At 39.9% G+C, this 20,025-nt stretch carries 17 protein-coding genes; 8 read left to right on the forward strand and 9 right to left on the reverse strand.

The window, feature by feature from the left end; translation table 11 throughout:
* Positions 1–140: 140 nt before the first annotated feature.
* Positions 141–617 (reverse strand): pyridoxamine 5'-phosphate oxidase family protein, encoded by a 477-nt coding sequence (locus tag ACGE0T_RS18240; protein WP_459188004.1) that lies wholly within the window; start codon positions 615–617, stop codon positions 141–143.
* Between the two features lie 128 nt (positions 618–745).
* Here ACGE0T_RS18240 and ACGE0T_RS18245 point away from each other — a divergent pair, with 128 nt between their 5' ends.
* Positions 746–1,357, forward strand: a complete 612-nt coding sequence (locus ACGE0T_RS18245) for an RNA polymerase sigma factor (RefSeq protein ID WP_459188005.1) — start codon at positions 746–748, stop codon at positions 1,355–1,357.
* On the opposite strand, the gene ACGE0T_RS18250 is transcribed toward ACGE0T_RS18245, so the two are convergent.
* From ACGE0T_RS18250 to ACGE0T_RS18285, 8 genes are all read right to left on the reverse strand, one after another.
* Complete coding sequence (locus tag ACGE0T_RS18250; RefSeq protein WP_459190510.1) at positions 1,329–2,924, reverse strand: alpha-L-rhamnosidase-related protein; 1,596 nt, start codon at positions 2,922–2,924, stop codon at positions 1,329–1,331. The two genes, ACGE0T_RS18245 and ACGE0T_RS18250, sit on opposite strands and share 29 nt — an antisense overlap.
* A gap of 93 nt (positions 2,925–3,017) precedes the next feature.
* On the reverse strand, positions 3,018–4,001 hold the full coding sequence (locus ACGE0T_RS18255) for a nucleoside hydrolase (protein ID WP_459188006.1): 984 nt from the start codon (positions 3,999–4,001) through the stop codon (positions 3,018–3,020).
* 27 nt (positions 4,002–4,028) lie between these two features.
* Positions 4,029–4,967 carry a sugar phosphate isomerase/epimerase family protein gene (locus ACGE0T_RS18260; RefSeq protein WP_459188007.1) on the reverse strand — a complete coding sequence of 313 codons (939 nt, stop codon included), beginning with the start codon at positions 4,965–4,967 and terminating at the stop codon, positions 4,029–4,031.
* Between the two features lie 19 nt (positions 4,968–4,986).
* Positions 4,987–5,760, reverse strand: coding sequence for a 3-keto-disaccharide hydrolase (locus ACGE0T_RS18265; protein ID WP_459188008.1), 774 nt, complete (start codon positions 5,758–5,760; stop codon positions 4,987–4,989).
* Positions 5,761–5,783: 23 nt separating this feature from the next.
* Entirely contained in the window at positions 5,784–7,094 is a 1,311-nt protein-coding gene (locus ACGE0T_RS18270; RefSeq protein ID WP_459188009.1) for a Gfo/Idh/MocA family protein, read from the reverse strand.
* A 66-nt stretch (positions 7,095–7,160) separates the two neighbouring features.
* Positions 7,161–8,891: a RagB/SusD family nutrient uptake outer membrane protein gene (locus ACGE0T_RS18275; RefSeq protein ID WP_459188010.1), complete on the reverse strand. Its 1,731-nt coding sequence runs from the start codon at positions 8,889–8,891 to the stop codon at positions 7,161–7,163.
* Between the two features lie 26 nt (positions 8,892–8,917).
* A complete protein-coding gene (locus tag ACGE0T_RS18280) occupies positions 8,918–12,151 on the reverse strand; it encodes a SusC/RagA family TonB-linked outer membrane protein (RefSeq protein ID WP_459188011.1) in 3,234 nt (1,077 codons plus the stop codon).
* 227 nt (positions 12,152–12,378) lie between these two features.
* Positions 12,379–13,353: a FecR family protein gene (locus ACGE0T_RS18285; protein WP_459188012.1), complete on the reverse strand. Its 975-nt coding sequence runs from the start codon at positions 13,351–13,353 to the stop codon at positions 12,379–12,381.
* A gap of 594 nt (positions 13,354–13,947) precedes the next feature.
* Between ACGE0T_RS18285 and ACGE0T_RS18290 the strand changes: the two genes are divergently transcribed.
* The 7 genes from ACGE0T_RS18290 (at position 13,948) to ACGE0T_RS18320 (ending at position 20,025) form a co-directional block, all read left to right on the forward strand.
* Positions 13,948–15,450 carry an AMP-binding protein gene (locus ACGE0T_RS18290; RefSeq protein ID WP_459188013.1) on the forward strand — a complete coding sequence of 501 codons (1,503 nt, stop codon included), beginning with the start codon at positions 13,948–13,950 and terminating at the stop codon, positions 15,448–15,450.
* A 2-nt stretch (positions 15,451–15,452) separates the two neighbouring features.
* On the forward strand, positions 15,453–15,695 hold the full coding sequence (locus ACGE0T_RS18295; protein WP_459188014.1) for an acyl carrier protein: 243 nt from the start codon (positions 15,453–15,455) through the stop codon (positions 15,693–15,695).
* Between the two features lie 4 nt (positions 15,696–15,699).
* Entirely contained in the window at positions 15,700–17,067 is a 1,368-nt protein-coding gene (locus tag ACGE0T_RS18300) for an MBOAT family O-acyltransferase (protein ID WP_459188015.1), read from the forward strand.
* 15 nt (positions 17,068–17,082) lie between these two features.
* A complete protein-coding gene (locus ACGE0T_RS18305; protein ID WP_459188016.1) occupies positions 17,083–18,090 on the forward strand; it encodes a hypothetical protein in 1,008 nt (335 codons plus the stop codon).
* 80 nt (positions 18,091–18,170) lie between these two features.
* Complete coding sequence (locus tag ACGE0T_RS18310) at positions 18,171–19,061, forward strand: metal ABC transporter solute-binding protein, Zn/Mn family (RefSeq protein ID WP_459188017.1); 891 nt, start codon at positions 18,171–18,173, stop codon at positions 19,059–19,061.
* Positions 19,045–19,803: a metal ABC transporter ATP-binding protein gene (locus ACGE0T_RS18315; protein WP_459188018.1), complete on the forward strand. Its 759-nt coding sequence runs from the start codon at positions 19,045–19,047 to the stop codon at positions 19,801–19,803. Before ACGE0T_RS18310 ends, ACGE0T_RS18315 begins: the two co-directional genes overlap by 17 nt.
* A 12-nt stretch (positions 19,804–19,815) precedes the next feature.
* Entirely contained in the window at positions 19,816–20,025 is a 210-nt protein-coding gene (locus ACGE0T_RS18320; protein WP_459188019.1) for a hypothetical protein, read from the forward strand.

Below are 20,025 nucleotides of genomic sequence, written 5' to 3' on the forward strand. Positions count from 1 at the left end.
TTTAAGAATATCATATTTGGCAACAAAAATACAAAATAGTTGATAGTTAACAAGTGACACTTGGCAGTTATATTTTGATTCTAAGCGAATTTTAATTTCACCAAGGTGTTTTCCCACTGTCAACTGTCACTTGTCAACTGTCAGTTTTTTTTATGCGGTGCCCCGAATTCCTTGCAAGTTACCTCATCCAATTCGACCACCCATATCTTTACGTTCTTCACTGCCGGGTCCGAATAACGGAATTCTTTATCGGAATACTGTTTCATGATGATATCCAGCGCTTCCGTTTTTTTGTCGAAATCTTCTTCAAACCGGACTGTTCCCCAACCAATCACGCTCTTCGAACGCATCCGGTAACTGCATGCCACTTCCGGATGCTGGAACACCAGGTCATGGTCTGTACTGAAGGTTATACATACCCGTGGATTCCGTTCCAAAATAGAGATACTTCTCCCTTCCTGAGCGGAATGTAGATATATAACACCCTCCCGGTAGCCAAAGTTCATCGGCAAAACATAAGGAGTTCCGTCGGTATCAGCCAATCCGACATAACAGATTTCACATTTCCGGATGATCTCTTCTATCAGCTCTTTATCTGTATGTACTAAAGTTTTCATTTTTGTATGTTACATTTTATGTGTACAAACTTACATTTTTTTTACATGAACGAAAACAGAAAAGAAAACGGACTTGTAATTTGAGATTATATTTATATATTTGTACATAATTTATTTTTCTTTTAAAAGTGGTAAAATTTACATTTGAAGATCTTGCCCTCGCTACTTCAGAAGATAATAGAAGTGCCTTTAATATGCTCTATCAGGTATATTATAATAAGATATTTCGTTTTGCCTATTATTTTTTGCGAGATAAAGAAGCATGCCATGATGTTGTATTAGACGTGTTTCTATCAATTTGGCAATCTCGTAAGAAACTAAAAGATATCACAAATTTGGAAGCCTATTTTTATATTATAACTAAAAATGAAGCGGCACGTTATCTCAATAAACAACAAGAATACAATCAAATAGTATTAAATGATCTTTCAATTCAATTGAAAGATCAGGTGGAGTCTCCACCTGATCAAAAACTCATCGAAAAAGAAATAGAACAACTACTCACTGAAATTATTAACGAATTACCAGAAAAGTGTCGGATTATTTTCCTTATGGCACGCCAGGAAGGACTAAAACCTAAGGAAATAGGGGAAATTCTTTCATTAAGTGAAAGTACTATCCGCGTCCAAATGAAAATTGCTATAGAAAAAATTGTTGCTAAGATACGTCCGCATTTCCCTGATTTGACACTGACAGCCCTTTTGACACTTCTTATTGAAATATATCAGGATATTTATTAATGAAATAAACAGGAGTACAGCTCCATGCATGGCAATAACTATTCATTGGAAAAAAACCATAAGGAGATAATTCGTCATTGTTCGGATCATAAACTTCCCAAAACGTATCAGCTCCTTTTTCTACCATTCCTCCCCAATAATCTATAAGTAAGGTCTTAGCTTCACTATTCATGCCACATTCCAACAAAGCCTCCATCACATAATGATAAGCGTATGGACAACCTGGATAGCAGGCATCAGGCATAGCCATCACGGTCTGCATAGCCAATCGTCCTTCTTTCTGATTCAACGTTCCCGATAAAATCATCCATACCTGCGAGAGATAAGAGACCTGCTTCTCGACTCCACTAACAATCACACCCTGCTTTTTATCATAAAACTGTTTACGAGCAGCCTTTTTCATCTGGGCTGCCAAAACCGGCCATTCTCTCACCTCTTTTTCCCTCCCCAGCAATCGAGCCAGTTCATAACTACGCGTTAAAGCCCAAATTGTTAATCCCTGCATAGACGCCTGACGGTCATAATGATCTTTCCAATCAAAAACTAACCAATAAAGAGGAGGCTTTTGCATATCATAAATCATTTCAGGTGAAAATTGACGAAGAACCATTTCTATTTGACGAACTACCACAGGCCATAAATCGTCTGCAGTCTCTTTATCACCAGTCACCTTCAGATATTCCAACAATGCTACGTTATAGATCAATGCATAATCGATACAGTGTTGCCCTTCTTGCGGATGAGGATAAGGTTCCTCAAATACTGTTGCATGCAAAAGCCCTTCGTCATTGGCAAGAGCAGCCAGCAAATACAAACAACGCTTGGTCAGAGCATGTTCTTTGTATGAATAAGCATTTGCTAATGCTTCCAAATAGAGGTCACCTATCCATAAACGCCGGTCGCGCTTAGGTCCGTCTTCATAAACCGTTTGCATACATTCCTTAAGTGTGGAGAGCCCTACTTCATTAATCTTTTTAACCAACAAATCTGTTGTTGGAGACAAATCCATCTGAATAGGTTTCACTGTACTCTGCGCTTTAAAAGAAATTTTATCAAAGGCAAAATCAAAAGAAGAAGCTCCCAGTACATCAATCCTTAAATACCGGAATGACACTCTTCGAGGTATTGTTGCTTCAACAGGGACAGTCATCAAGGTCATCACCTCATCTTGTAGCCAAGCACGTGACAGACCTCCGGGATAAGGGTCAAACGGAGTATTCAACTCTCCGGGTACTTCCGCAAAAGTAAACTTCAAACGAACAGGAGCATCTGCTACAGCCTTCCCTAAAAGTTTCAATGAAAAAGTAAAATCGCCAGTCATATGTTCCCCAAAATCAAGAATAATTCCCGATTGATTTTTCAAAGATTCATTGAACAACGGATAGACAGGCCCGCACTCTTCCATCCTCCAACCCTGGTAAGCCTTCTCATCTTTCACTGCATTAACAACTCGCAAAGGATAACATTCCTTGTAAACAAGAGCCGGTTTACACGCTTCGCTTTTTCGTAACCATTCTTCACTTGCTTTATAATATTTACTTTGAGAAAAGCTGTTCAGAGAACACATACTCAAAACAAATACTAAAACGAACAAATATTTTTTCATGAATATTATTTTAAATCAAAACACAAACTAAAATCACTCAAACAAAATCCATTTCTATTTTTCCGGCATATGCATCATTAAATGTTCTATTTCCTTAGTCAGTTGTTCCTTAGGCATCTTAAAAAGAAGGCAGGCATGGCGACCATTCGGGTCTGTTTTCCAGGTATTACTACCGTCATCATTCACCGTTATCGAACCATATTCCACATCAAAATAATCAGAGGCTCCACGAACAGCGACCAATGTAGCTGTTTGATCCCAGCTATCCCGTCCTTCCGGATTATCCTGAGGCAAGCACATTGTATAAGTATCTACAATCGGATTGTTTTGAATGCCACTTTCCACTAACCGCTTTCCCGTGTATATCTGAGAACCTATTTCAAAACCACTAAACAAGATAGGTGTTGGCCATTCCTTTATTATAAACTGAGAGGCTTTCACATCGACATAAACATTGAATTCACGTCCTTCCGGAAAAGCGCCAGCCATAGAAACCAATTGTTTTACTTTTCTTCTAACCAATTCCTTGCCTGATAACGGAGAAATAGAATCCGGTCCGGACAAAAGTAAATTTTGCAAGTTAGAGAAAAAGCCAACAGTCACAATTGTCACGCTCTGATCCGGCTGTCGACTAAGTATACGACGGTAAAGTACCAATGCATCTTCGCTGTCTGCTGTCGATTTCGTATGATGAGGATACCGCTTGGGTAATTCTTCAGTCCATCGTAATCCGCTATGCCATGTCGTACGGTCAGCCGCTTCCCCGCGCACAGCTCCCGTAGGTATATCCGGACGGCCAAAATAGGTGTTAATAACTTCTATACAAGGTACTGCCGTAACACATTTATTAGAAGATACCGTAGCTAAAATATGAACTTCTCCCGAATCAGCCAAAGCGTGCAACAAGGCCAATGCTCCTACATCATCATAATCCGGAGCCATATCCGTATCAAATATCAAATTGACAGGCTCATTTATCTTATTATTACTGCATGCCATGCAGAATAACGAAAGAAATATCAATATATATTTTCCCATATTTTTCTATCATTTCTGTTTATAAACTCATTGCATCGACTGTAAAATTACAGTTCTAACTTTTTCATATCCAATCTGTAATGATTTCCGAACATCTGCATCCGACCAATAAGCAGGATTAAACAGTTCGAGAGACAAAGCCCCTCTAAATCCGGTCTCATATAAAAGAGGCAATAACTTATCGAACGGACAAACACCATCATTTGGATAAACCCGGTCAGCATCCGACAACTTATCCCGGGCAGGTACAGAAGGATAATCATTTATATGGAAGACAGGAAGTTCACTTCCATTAATCAAACGTAAACTGTCAAAAGCATTCCCTCCTCGATACAAATGATAAAAATCCAGCAACATCGAAGCCTTAGGATGCCCGGTTCCTAAAGCGATACAAGCAGCATCTGATATTTGATTCAAAGCTCCTGCCCCCCAAACTTCCAACAACGGACGTACATGGACCGAATCCCCATATTCCAGTAACCTGCGATAATTACAAGAATACATCTCAAAATCATTCCGGTCGATTTTATCTATACCCAGTGCCGTTGCAGCAATACATCGGCTACCTAAAGCGGATGCCATATCCATTTCTCTCATCATCTCATCCAAACCTTTTCCCCCGGCAATCCAGGGGGAAAAGCCAATAATATTCTCAAGTATAAGATGCGAGCTCCTTAACCTGTCAGACAAGGATTGTAAAGTTCCACCCTTCCGTACATAGGTTGCTATATCTTTCGTCCACAATTCAATACCATCAAAGCCAGCTTCCGCACAATACTCTATCTGTTGTTCCACAGGCAGATTATACCCTGATATTGTAGACGTATTCAAACTGATACGAAATGGCTTTTCCCTTTTAGTGATATTGGAATGAGATAAAGAAATTGCTTTTACAGGTTTAGCTCCCAATAGAGCTAAACCTGAAGCAACTAACATTGTCCTTCTTGATATCTTGACATTTTGCATAGAGACCTGTCTTTAAAGATTACAACTCTCTTATCCAGATATTCCTAAAACTAATCGGCGCACTGTCATCTCCATGATCTTGTAAACCTATAGGGCCACTCTCGTGTTTTATTACCTCCGGGAATCCCACATAAGGAGTTGTTCCCTGGATAATTGTATTATTCTGTAACAATACTCCATTCTGCAAAAGAGTTACGCGGGGAGGCGTACGATAAGTACCGTCTTTCTTAAAAGTAGGAGCCGTGTAAATAATATCATAAGTGTTCCACTCTCCCGGTTTACTCATCGCATTCGCTAATGGCGGAGTTTGTTTATAGATACTACCTGTCTGACCATTCACATAAGTTTCATTCTGATAACAGTCTAAAATCTGAATCTCATACATACCCTGCAAGAATACGCCGCTATTCCCCCTAAATTGGCTTTCTCCCTTTATTCCAACCGGAACACGCCACTCCAAATGTAACTGAAAGTCATTAAATTTTTGTTTGGTATAAATATCTCCGGTTCCTTTTTTCACCGTGAATACCCCATCATGGACAGTCCACCCGGCAGTTTCGCCTTTCGAATTTTCCCATTTCGACAAATCTTTTCCATCAAACAGGATAATTGCATCAGAAGGTGCTTTCACAGGCTTTTCCGGAGTCTTTCCCGGTGTCACAACAGGAGGTTGAGGCGACCAGTATTCCGTCATTTCATGCGTCATAGGTGCACGTCCGGGATATTTTTCCTGAGCCAAAACAGATAAAGAAACAAATACAAACAATATTAGAAAATATATTTTAGTCTTCATACAAATTGTTTTACAGGTAAATATTATAATTCTGGGAACTTCCAAGGTTTGCGGTAAGCCGGTTTAACTAACTTATCAGCCTCCGCATTATTAAATGTTCTCTTCACATCATCATAAATAAGAGCAGACTTAACACGTGCTGAAATATTTCCCAGATGAGCATATTTGGCACACAGGCTACCATTGTCTATGGTACAAGCCGTATTCATTTCCCGGCTTTTCATGCAATTAAGAAAATTAGTAACATGATCTTTATGATCCTGGTAGTTGGGCATGCTTTTGATTGCCTCTATCTTATTCTGTTCCGGATAGACTTCCCAACTCTCTCGATTCGCCACTAATGTTCCATTCGTACCTTTAAATTCAACGCCATAGTTTCTTCCATAAGGACCTGTCTCCGTACCGGCAATATTACTCCATTGAATCAAAAAATCGTCAAATTCATAAATAACAGACAATGTATCGAATGTTTCGGCATAATTATCCGGATAGGCAAAATTGCCGCCAGAGCTAATCACACGGTTCGGCATACCTTTCACATTCATGCCCCACAGGGCCATATCCATCAGATGAACACCCCAGTCTGTCATAAGCCCGCCACCATAATCCCAGAACATCCTCCAAAGTCCGTGAAACCGCTTTTCATTGAATGTTCTTTTGGGGGCAGGCCCTAACCATGTTTCAAAATCAACGCCGACAGGTACAGCTCCATCCGGAACCGGGTTGAGTATTGTTGCATAATTAAAATTAGCCCAAACATTTACCCGGGCTATTTTCCCCAGTTTTCCACTATCAATATAACGCTTCATTTCATGCCAATGATTCCCGCTACGTTGCTGTTGGCCTACTTGAACTACACGGTTATATTTCTTAGCAGCTGCGACCATTGCATCACACTCTGCGATTGAATTAGCAATCGGTTTCTCCACATATACATCTTTTCCTGCGGCACATGCATCAACCATTTGCAAACAATGCCAATGGTCCGGAGTCCCAATAATTACAGCATCTATGTCTTTTCTATCCAACAACTTCCGGTAATCACTGTAAAGAGAGGCTTTTTTATCCCTCAACTTTTCCAATTCCAAAGCTTTTTCTCCCAAGATATTCCTATCAATATCACACAAAGCTACACAATCGACCTCGGGATGTAATAAAAAATCCGACAAATCTGCCCATCCCATATTTTTACATCCGATGAGAGCCACATTTATTTTGTCATTTGCTCCAACAGTACGAGCAAATACATTATTCTCATTTAACAGAGATGGCATAACCAACCCGGCAGCAATAGCAGATGCCGAATGACGTATAAAATTTCTTCTTGACAACATGGTATTAAATTTTAATTTTAGAAGAGGAAAGAAATCAAAGGAGTCCTTCCCTCTTCACTTAGAATATTAACGAGTTATATCATCATATCCAGGATTTTGTACTAAGAAAGGATTTGAGCCCAACGTATTTCGCTTGATAGGGAAAATATCCGTATGATTATTTGCATCCGGTTGTTTATCCCACCAGATTCCGGTAGAAAATTTGTTCCATCGGCATAAATCCGTACGGCGACGTCCTTCAGCTAAAAATTCACGTCCCCACTCATCAAGCAATTCATTTTCCGTCAACCGAACATCTCCTTCCGGAACATATAAATATTCCTGGTATTTTTCAACCGGATAATAACGTTTACGAACGTCATTCAGTAATTTACCGGCTCCCTCCGTATCTCCAGAACGGAATTTACATTCCGCCAGCGAATAATAAATTTCAGCCAATCTTATTTCCGAATAATCAGCCTCCAGTTTTCCGGCATCTTCATCACTATAAAATGGATATTTTGCAAAATGCCAACCTGAATTATGATCACCATTCTTCATATCCGAAATCTTATTTTCAGGAACCGAACCTGGTGCCGTATCATGGAAAACACCCACCTGGTCACGAATATACAATGGCATATTATTGGAGGGAGATGTCACTTTTTCCATAACACCATTTTGTTCATATTCCAAATAGCCAAACAAGAACATGCCTTCACGTGTATTATTTCCAAGATTCTTGTACTTCTTCAAACGGAAATCTTCCGGATACTTTTGGAATTTATGTACAGGCATACCTAATGTGAAATTATAAAGATTTCCTTCGATATCACGACTCGGCTGCAAAGCATATTTAGGATTAAATCCTCCTTGTTTCACCGTTCCAAGATAAAAGTGGGCATTTGCCGGTAAACACCACTTATAAACATCCGACTCATAATGCCAATGACTCCGGCCGTAGCTACCCGGAAAACCGAATATAATCTCATCGCACGTCTCATTATTCCAATCAAACGGGGCATCCCATCTGGTATCTATTTCATAAAAGCCATAAGTCCCATCAATAATTTTCTGAGCATATTTAGCACATTTATCATACATATCCTTTCCAATCCATTTTTCTGCATTCAGATACAAACGGACCAACAAAGCTGCTGCTCCAGCCTGGTTCCATTGTCCCTGCTTATCTCCGTTTCCGTTTGCTCCTTCTTTTTTAGGCAATTGTTCAAGACTTTCAATCAGTTCTGTTTCAATAAAATTGAAGATATCTTCCGGTGGTACCTGCCCTTGTGAATTTAAACTGGCATCTTTACTTATCGCCAAAGGGATATTACGATATGCATCCAATAAACGGATATAAAACCAGGCTCTTAATGTCCGGATTTGTGCGGATAAAGCATTAAATTCTTCCTGGCTCATTTTAAATGTTTCAGGATCAAGTTCCTTAAAATCATCTAATACCGAACAAGATTGCATAATACCAGTAAAACAGGCATCCCATTCACTTATATCATCATCAATAGTCCATGTATGATAATGATAACGTTGCCATATCTGGCCATCGACCCACCAGCCGTCACGATTCCATGTTCCCAACTGATCCGTCGTTTCTTCATTAATAGTAAAACGCGGCCCTATACTCCAAAAGGCATGTTCGAAAGGACGGAACACTGCACGGACAACATCATCTTTTGTATTATAATAATTTTCTGTAACTATCTGGTCATACACATTTTCCGTCAAATCCGTACAAGAAAATGAGAGCGTGGACAAAAGGGCACATCCCAAATAGCTTATAATATTTCTGTATTTCATAAGAATCTGATTTTTAAGGTTAAATATTAAAACTCTAATTGTAAACCGAACAGCATTTGAATGGTTGTCGGATAATAATTTCGGGTACCATTATTGGTTCCGGGTGTCAAGCCGTTCAATTGATAACTTGAAGGATCTACCCCGCTAAAACCGGTGATAGTAGCCAGATTTTTTCCCGTTGCATACAATCGTATACTTTCAAGCCATTTATTGTTTATATTAAAACGGTATCCTAATGTTACAACATCCAGTTTTACATAATCACCCTTTTCTATAAAGTAATCAGTCAATACATTTTGTCCAGTTGTGATAGCTGCATTTTTATCATAGGCTTTTTTCAATACATTTCCCGGAGCGTTTTGCAATCCATAATAAAGATCATGTACATTAAACAAATCATAACCAAAGGCTCCACGCAAATAAACAGTCAAATCCCAGTTTTTATAAGTAAAAGTATTACTTAACGAAGCTGTAAATTTTGGCAAACCATTGCCGGTAACCCGTTTATCTTCCTCCTTTGCATCATTAATAGATATTTTCTCTGTATTATCTTTATTCCAGACCAACCAATTTCCATTATCATCAACCCCTGCATATACCCAAGTATAATAATTACCTAAACGCTCACCTTCCCGAATCTGTTGCAATCTTCCCGGATTCCCAGGAGACTCCATATCACAGACATTATAAAAATCCTGTCCGGTAAACTCATTGTTCGAAAAATTCAAGAACTTATTATTGTTTGTAGAGCCGACAAAACCAATATTATAACTAAAATCTTTTGTTCTGACAGCCTGTACATTCAAATCGATCTCGAGACCTTTGTTTACCATGTTCCCCACATTCACAAATGTCTCAGCAAATAAATAAGGAGGAACTGCTACATTATAATTACCCAACAAATCCTGTTGTTTACGGCTATAATAATTCAATGAGCCATACACCCTGTTACTAAACAATGTAAAATCTACTCCGACATTCCAATTCAGCCCTTTCTCCCATTTCAAGTCATAGTTCGGATTCTTTGCAGGCCCCCAGACCGTAAAATATTGGCCATTGTAATAATAGCTGCCGAATCCCTGCATTGTAGCCAACGACTTGTAACTATCAAAATCCTGATTACCTGTCACACCAAAGTCTCCACGTATTTTCAGATCGTTAATCCAAGATACATTTTTCATAAAAGACTCATCGCTTATACGCCAACCGGCAGAAACAGCGGGGAAATGTCCCCATTTATTATTTTTACCAAACTTGGAAGAGCCTTCATAACGATAAGAAACAGCCAACAAATAACGTCCCTTGTAATCATAATTGACACGGCCAAAGAATGCAATTAATTTGGAATCATTCTTATAACTTCCCATTTCATTACGCCCTTCTTCTTTTGCCCATTCACCTTGTGAAAGGTTATTATAGCTAAGGATATCTGAAGGGAAATCTTTATTTGCTGCAGACATTCCTGAATTTTGGAAATACTGGTAAGAATAACCGCCCATGACTTTCAAGCGATGTTCTTTCTTTTCCATTGCATAATTAATAAGCCATTCCAAACTTTCCTGACGAGATTTTCCATAATCCCGGCTGGCTTCTCCCGAACGTCCGCTATTTTGGGCTAATGTACTGGTTGCTGGACGGAACCAGAAATTAAAATTATCATTTTGCTGTTGTGCCAAAGTGACCTGAGTGTTCAAAGAATGAATTGATTCGCCATCTTTTGCCAATAAAGGCAATAAATTCAATTTTACAGTTGCATCCCAATCCAACAATTTAGTCTCACCTCCGCTTTGGTCTAACTTTAACAGTTCGACAGGATTTATATTCGCTGCTTGCCCATTGAAATTACTATATTGTCCCGGAATTTTCGGATCAAAAACAGGTGTTGTAGGATTCGCTTCCAATGCCAACCGAAATACACTCCAATCTGAATTATTCCGATAAACAAAACGGGGACTGACATTTGCCGAAAAGTTTAACAATCCACTTTTCGTTGCATGATTTATTGAAAACCTTGCCCCATATTCTTTACGATTTGAGCGAATATCGATACCATTGGCATCTTTATAGTCGATACTTGCACGATAGTTACTTTTAGTATTACCTCCGGATATGGTCAATGTATGCTGGTGGGCAAAGCCGGTACGGCTAATTTCATCCATCCAATTGGTATTTCCTCCCTGGTCTACTCCCTGATTATTCGGAACGCGATATTTACGGAACTCATCGGCACCTAACGGGTCCAAATCATGTACCATAAAATTTGCACTGACTGTCCCACTGTAAGAGGCATGTAGCTGTCCATCACGAGCCCCTTTTTTGGTAGTAACCAAAACGACACCATTGCTACCTCTTGTTCCATAAATTGCAGAAGCTGCACCGTCTTTCAATATATCCATCGACTCGATATCATTCGGATTAATATTGGTCAAATTTCCGCCGGGAACACCATCTATTACAATGAGCGGCCCTAAACCGGCAGAACGGGACGATATACCACGAATCTGAATACTTGCCTGGTTATTAGGATCTCCCATACCCGTATTAGTAACAGAAACACCGGATACCTTTCCCTGAATCATCATCGAAGGATCCACGCTACTTATATTTAGAAAATCCTTACTTGAAACATGAGAAATAGCCGATGTCAACTCCTTTTTAGCCACGCTCCCATACCCGACAACAACGACTTCTTCCAGATTTTGGGTATCTTGTGATAGTTGAATAACAAAGTTAACATTATTTCCTATCGTTATTTCCCGCGTATTGTAACCTATATATGAAACGACTAAAGGTTCGTTTGTCTTTTCAACTTCCAGATTGAATTTTCCATCTATGTCCGTCGTTGTTCCGATTGTCGTTCCCTTCACAAAAATATTAGCTCCTACCACCGGTTCACCAAACTCATCTTTAATAATTCCGGATATACGGCGTCCTCGTTGGTTCACCTCATTCGTTCCATTTCTTTTATAAATGATAATATGATTATCATCAATTGTATAAGACAAGTTTTGTCCGGCTAATAATTGAGACATTACATTGTCTATGTGCATCCTGTCTGCTTTCACAGATAGCCTTTTCGATAAGTTTACCTCATCATCTCTATACCAGAAAGAAAAATCACTCTGTTTTTTAATTGCATTCATTGCTTCTCTCAAAGTAACGCTTTCCAAATCGAGCGATATTTCGGCTGTTTGCGAATAACTAACTGATGAAAATGCACAAAAAGTGGTTAACAAGCATAGTACTATGGTTATTCTCATAATGTTAATAACTTTTTTGAACTGACAAATGGGTATAGTCAGCCCTCTGTTTGAAAATAAATTCATACCTTTGTAATGATTTTAGGTTTGTAATTGTGTTGCTAAGAATTTCAGACCAAAGTCTCATAAACCGGGAAACGCTGCCAACATTTTCCGGTTTTTCTTTTTTTGTGTTACGTTGTGTTTATCATAAGACTAAAAATTTAAATGATTAACTAAGTTTACTTTTATTTGATATATATCAGATCTCCATCTATCCTATACTTAATTCTTGTATCTATTGCCATCACTCTCAATATTTGCTCTAAATTTTCTCCCCGTACAAACTCTCCGGAAAATACCGTATTCTGTAATTGTTCCGAAGCAATATAAATATGCACATTAAATTTCCTTTCCAATTGCCGTGCTATATTTTGGAATGTCACACTATTAAAATAAAACTTTCCATCCTTCCAACCTGTATAATTATTCAAATCTACATTTCGCTTAGAAAAGAGCCTTTTAACCTTGTCAAAACGAACTTGCTGGCAGGGCTCCAATATAATATACGGATTTCCTTCCGCCAAGCCGATACATACACTACCTTCACTAAGCGTTACTTCTATATCTGTTTCATCGTTATATGCTTTTACATTAAATTTCGTTCCTAAAACTTTCACCTGAATATCATTTGTAGAGACAATAAACGGATGTTTGTCATCATGCATTACTTCAAAAAAACCTTCTCCCCTGATAATTACTTTTCTCTCCTTTCCTACAAAATTCGTGGGATAAGTCAGCGTAGAACCTGCATTTAATATCACCTTACTGCCATCCGGTAAAACAATAGAGCTTTTAATTCCCAATGGATTTTCATAAGTCACAAGCTGACTACTTTGTTTTTTATAGCCTTCATTATAACTGAAATAGCCAACACCACCTAACAGAACTAAGGCAAGAACAATAGCCACTGAAACCTTCAGCCAATGCAGCCGGAAAGAACGTCTATCTATTTCAGAGTTTAGCTGCCTGAATATATTTCCACGTACGCTTTCTGCATATTCGGATACCTCTGAAGATATTTCAATTCGAGCCAAAACCTCATACATTTTTTGATTATCCGGATGTTCAGCCTTCCAGTCTTCAAAAACGGCCTGTTCTTCCTGTCCATTATCATGGAGAAGATTTTCACACAATGAGTCTATTTTATCTTTTTCATTCATAAATTATTCCGTTGTTATAAATAGAAGAGTCCGCCTTTCCATTTTTCGTTTAAAATAAAACTCATTTTTTTGAATGAAAATTCAAAAAGTATACTTTTCCCTGTATAAGCAGGCTATATATAAAAGAGAAAATTAGCGGATTAAGGGTATATTTATTTTTATTTCTCCTTTTGTAGGTTTTTTGCGACAAAACAGGGGGTTATCCCCCATTATGTCAACATCCCCCCTATTATGTAACATTAATTGGTCTTTCTTTTCAGTATGAATTCCCGAAAACTATCAGTCCTATCGTTCGATGTTAAATTTACACCTGCTACTTCCTGGTATAGCCATAGTCAAATGTTAATAAATATTACTATCGCTACTAATTGAATTTACATGCGGTACTAATTTGAATTAGTAGCAATACTAAATTGAATTACCTGCCCTGTATTGTACAGTCTGGTTTCCAGCAAAGTCCAAACCTGTTTCCCCATTGTTTTTCTTATTATTACATGAAAAATATATAACTTTGCGCGCGATTTGAATGACAAATCGAGATTCTTGCTTTTTGATGGTAGAAAATCAAGCAAAACGACATATTTTATATCATATATGGAAATAACAAACAATTCTAACCTGTTAGCGGATATCCTTGCGACAATCAGGCAGGTTCCTCAAAACAATGCATTCGTTATTGAAGATAAAGCTTATACATATAAAGAGTTAGGTTCCTATACCGCTACTGTTTACCAATGTATATCAAATCTCGAAGAGGAAACGATCGGTATAGTTGCCGGAAACAATATAGAAACATATGCTTCCATACTTGCCGTATTGTTCAGTGGCAAGACATATGTTATCCTTCATCCCTCTTACCCGGAAAGTCGTAACCTGAAAATTGCCGGGCTTGCCGGACTGCATACGGTTATTTGTTCCGACAGGGACGGATATGAGTATCTGAGCCAACACGATATACGGCTTATTTCTCCTGACATGGAGTCCGCCCATTCTATTGAAGCTATTACCTATACTGCTTCAGGCGACAAAAATGCTTACATTATCTTTACCTCAGGCAGTACGGGCGAACCGAAAGGAGTGCCTATTTCCCGCAACAATCTGAATGCGTTCTATAAAGCTTATCATAATATAGGCTGGAAACTCGATGCAAGCGACCGGATGCTACAGATGTTCGAACTGACTTTCGACGTTTCTGTCGTTTCCACTTTATATCCGCTGGCAATCGGGGCCTGTATCTATACAGTCGGATATAAAGACGTAAAATACCTGAAAGTATTCGAACTGCTGGAACAGTATGAACTGACCTTCGCCGCTGTTGCCCCTTCGGTATTACAACTGATTTCCCCATACTTCGACGAAATCGATTTACCGTCCCTGAAATATCTTGTGGTAACGGCAGAAGCCTCCCAGACTGAATTGCTGGAAAGATTCAGGAAATCGATACCTAATGCGGAAATATACAATTTATACGGCCCTACGGAAGCTACCATCTATTGCACGTACTACCATGTGCCACGCCGGGAAGCATGCAAGCAGCATAATGGCATGGTTGCCATCGGCAAACCTTTCGAAGGCATCGATGTAATAATTACAGATGAAGACGGCAATAAAATGCCTCACGGCACACTGGGCGAAATGTGGGTATCCGGTCCGCAAGTCATGAACGGTTACTTTAACGATCCTCAGAAATCGGCACAGGCTCTGGTAAAGACTGCCGACGGAACACTGTATTATAAAACAGGCGACCTGTGTATCATGGATGATGATGAAGACATTATCTATTGCGGAAGAAAAGATTACCAGGTCAAGATACAAGGATTCCGTATCGAACTGAGCGAAATCGAGTATACGGCAAAACAATATTTCGAACAGACTCCCAATATTGTAGTTATCCCTGTTCTAAGTGCAGGCATATGCAGTGAATTGCATATGGCGGTGGAAACCCCTTCGTGCGACAAAGAGGCTCTATACAACTATTTAGGACAAAAATTGCCCCATTATATGTTGCCGAAACATATCCACTGCATAGAACAGTTTCCGACAACGGCAAGTAATAAAATAGACAGAAAACAAATTTCCCAATTAATAAATCACTAATTATGACAAAGCAAGAAGTATTACAACAGATTGAAGCTATTTTTCACGAAGTACTGAACAGAACAAATATCACTCTTACAGAAACTACAACTGCCGATGATGTGGAAGGTTGGGATTCTTTGACCAACATGACTATTATTGTCAAAGTGGAAGATAAATTCAACTGCAAATTCAAATTCCGTGAAATAGTAAAATTCAAGAACATCGGCGATTTGTGTGACGCGGTATTAACAAAAATGAAGTAACAACATGCTTTTCTTATCGGTAGGCTTTGTAGCACTATTTGTAATCTGTTTCATCCTATATTATCTGGTTGCGGACAAGTACCGCAACCTGTTGCTGCTGGCAGCAAGCGCTATCTTTGCAGGATATGCCAGTTGGATGTTTTTACTTGTCGCGGCAGTTATTTCCCTGTTCACCTATGCAGCCGGGAGGCTGATTGAACGCACGGACGAGAACCGGGCAGGTTATTTGCTTTTTGCCAGTATCGGAATCCTGGTCATTACCTGGATTTCATTCAGATATGCGACTTCACTGATTTTTCCCCTTGGCATGTCTTTCTATACCTTCCAGGCTATCGGCTATCTGGTCGATGTATATTGGGGAGAAACAAAGGCGGAACGCAATATCGTAGACTTCTCTTTGTTCATGCTGTTCTTCATGAAATTCCTGTCGGGCCCGATTGAACGGGGAGCTGATATGTTTGCTGAACTGAAAAGGCCGAAATACTTCAATTACGACAATGCGGTTTCAGGAATGAAACTGATAATTCTGGGTATGTTCAAAAAACTGCTGATTGCAAACCATATAGCGCCCTATACGGAAGGGATGTTCAGCACGATACACGACCTTTCCGGTCTACAGCTACTCATGACCTGCCTGATTTATCCGATCGAACTCTATGCCGATTTCTCGGGATATACCGATATAGCCATCGGAGGGGCAAGGATGTTCGGCATACGGCTATCTCCTAACTTCAACCGTCCGTTCATAGCTACAAGCACCGCCGACTTTTGGAGGCGTTGGCATATGTCGCTTTCTTTCTGGGTAAGGGATTATGTATACGTGCCTCTGACGGCTGAACTCCGGAGTTTCGGACAATGGGGCGTATTGTTCAGCCTTGTCGTTACATTCGTGGCTCTCGGCATATGGCATGGGGCAGGATGGACGTTTGCAATCTACGGATTAATCCAGGGATTGATTATCTGCTACGAGATGAAGGTCAAATTCTTCCGTAACAACCTGCCTAAATTAGTAGGACGCCCGGTTTCCAATGCCTTGTTTATACTCAGGACCTATCTGTTGTTTGCCCTTTCCCTCATCTTTTTCAGGGTGGAGTCAATCAATGATGCTTTCTATTTCATAAGCCACATTTCATTCCATGCACAAAACTGGAAAGAAATGAATATCGGAATGCCCGACCATAACTGCGTGGTTGCAGGTGTTTCCATTTTGCTTATATGGATTTTCGAATACCTGAATGCACATTACGACCTGGACAAGCTGTTTAAGAAACAGCCCGCCGTTTTAAGATGGGCATGTTATTTTATTCTGATATTTATGATATTCCTGCTGGGTAAATTCGATACCGAGAACTTTATATACATACAATTTTAAACCGCTACGATAGTTATGCTAAGACGTTTTTATTTGAAAATAATGCTCTTATGCCTCCCTTTCCTGTTGATGAGTGCAACCTATTTTGTGTTCGACCCGTTTATGGTCTTGCATAAATACAAAAGATTCGATGTAGTAGGCGCCTATCTGAACGAGTCCCATGTAGGATGGGAAAACTACATGATGTACCGTGATTCCCTGGGATTCGATTCATATGTTATGGGCAACTCGTGCACCGTAGCATTTCCAACTCAGGAATGGGAAAAATACCTGAACGGAGGCAAAGCGGTACGTTTGTATGACAATTCCGAAACAATCGGCGGCGTATTAGGTAAAATGGAAGCGCTGGAAAAAAATAACGCTTCCATTAAGAATGTTTTAATCGTACTTGACCCGAGGTCATTCAGAGAATATATACCCAGTACGGTATTCAAACATATATTACCGCCAAGTGCTACCGGAATGAGTAATATGCAATTCCAGCTTAAGAACTTGCAGGGATATTTATATCCGGATATCATGATTCCGTACCTGCACTACAAAATAACCGGGGAAGTAACTCCGTACATGTTGCGTAAATACATCGTATGCCCTTATATCATACGGGAACCTTTCACCAACAATGGTATTAACCCGCATGAAAAAGAAATAGAGGAACTCGGAGAGAAATATTGGGAACAGGCAGAATGGACAAACCTGAATGAAACATCGGACACAAATGCCTATCCTCCTGAAATTTTCCACGACCAGATACGCTGCCTTGAAAAAATAAAGGAGATTTGCGACAAGAACGGTGCAGACATGAAACTCATCATAAGCCCGCATTACGGGGTACATATACGTATGAACCCAGAAGATGTACAACGAATGGAAAACGCATTGGGTGAAGGAGTCGTTTATGATTTAACCGGCAAAGACGAGTTTATTTCGGACTGGCACGACTATTATGAACCGGACCATTACCGCCCGGTACTCGGTGCACGCATCCTGAAATATATCTATTCTCCAAAACAGGAAAACTAATGTATTAAACATACTAATCGGGCACAACTGACAGGGTTTATTTTTGTTTTACTATCTTTGTATCCCTCAAACGAATAGAAATGAAGTACAACGTTTTATTTACCCTGTTAGTTTCCATTGTTCTGCTGACTGCATGCAGACAAAATCAGGCCGATGGAAATATTGTAACCGTAACCATCGAGCCTCAACGCTTTTTTGCAGAAAAGATAGCCGGAGACAAATTCAAAATCAATTGTGTAGTTCCCTCCGGGCAAAGTCCCGAAACATACGATCCTACCCCCAAACAGATGGTGGAAATTGGCAAAAGCAATGCCTACCTGCGCATCGGATATATAGGATTCGAGCATGTATGGATGCAAAAAATCCAGGAAAATAATCCGGAACTCAAAATATTTGATGTCTCAAAAGGCATGAAGTTCCTGACCGCAGAAGAAGAGGAAGACCATTCCCACGGAGAAGGTGAACACCATTTTCATCCCGAAGGCATCGACCCGCATATCTGGAGTAGCATAGAAGGAGCTAAAGTGATTGCCTGGAACACCCTGAATGCTTTTATCCAACTGGATAAGGAGAATACCGAATTCTACTGGAAGAACTATAACGCACTGGTTGCTGAAATCGAACAAACGGAAGTTACCATTAAACAACTGCTGGACCCGCTGACGGCACGCACTTTCATCATTTACCATCCGGCACTTACCTATTTTGCCGAAGAATTTAACCTCACCCAGTTATGTATCGAGATGGATGGGAAAGAACCATCGCCGGCACAACTTAAACAACTGGTGGAAACAGCTAAAGCAAACCAGACGAAGGTCGTATTTATCCAGCAAGAGTTCGACAAAAAGAATGCAGAACTTATTGCCAAAGAAACCGGTTGCCGGCTTGCAGTTATCAATCCGTTGGATTTCCATTGGAATAAAGAGTTAATCCATATTGCTAAAGAACTTTCAGATGGACAAGCTCATTGAGATACAAAACGTAACAGCCGCATACGGAAACAAGACCGTATTGCATGATATATCACTGAATGTCTATAAAGATGACTTTCTGGGTATTATCGGGCCGAATGGAGGCGGCAAGACAACACTATTAAAAGTAATCCTCGGTTTATTGGCTCCCACATCCGGTTCCATCCGCTTTTATTGGAATGGAGAAAACGTTCCATCCCTTAAAATCGGGTATCTGCCTCAGTTGAACAATATCGACAAGAAATTCCCGATTTCCGTACGCGATGTGATTACCTCCGGATTGGCATCGGAAAAACCCCGTTTCCGTTCTTTCACCTCTCAGCAAAAAGCGCGTGTGGAAGAAGTTATCGGACAGATGGGCTTGGAAGATTTATCCACTCGTGCTATCGGCGAACTTTCCGGCGGACAGCTACAACGGGTATTGCTGGGACGTTCCATTGTTTCCCAGCCCCAAGTGTTGATTCTGGATGAACCGAACTCATACGTAGACAAGCGTTTCGAGTCCCGTTTCTACCAGTTACTGGAAGAAATCAACAAAGAAAGTGCCATTATCCTCGTATCACATGATATAGGAACCGTACTGGCAATGGTTAAAAATATTGCCTGCGTAAACGAAACCCTCCATTACCATCCCGGAGCCAATGTTTCGGAAGAATGGCTGGGAGAAAAATATGCATGCCCGATAGAATTGGTAGGACATGGCGACCTGCCCCACCGGGTGTTGAAAAAACATGAACATTAAATTACTGCTTATATGTTGCCACACATACTCAACTGGATTTCCCTGCCGGAACTGGGATATATCATCGGTATTACCGTCATTATGTTCGGTTGTACCGCTGTTATGCAGAATCCCTTTATCAGTACCGGAAAAAAAGTTCTTTGGGTGATGACGATTCTCCTGCTGAACTGGATAGGATTATTATGGTATTACTACACCTATTATATAAAGGATAAACACTGA

Source organism: Parabacteroides sp. APC149_11_2_Y6 (assembly GCF_054506995.1).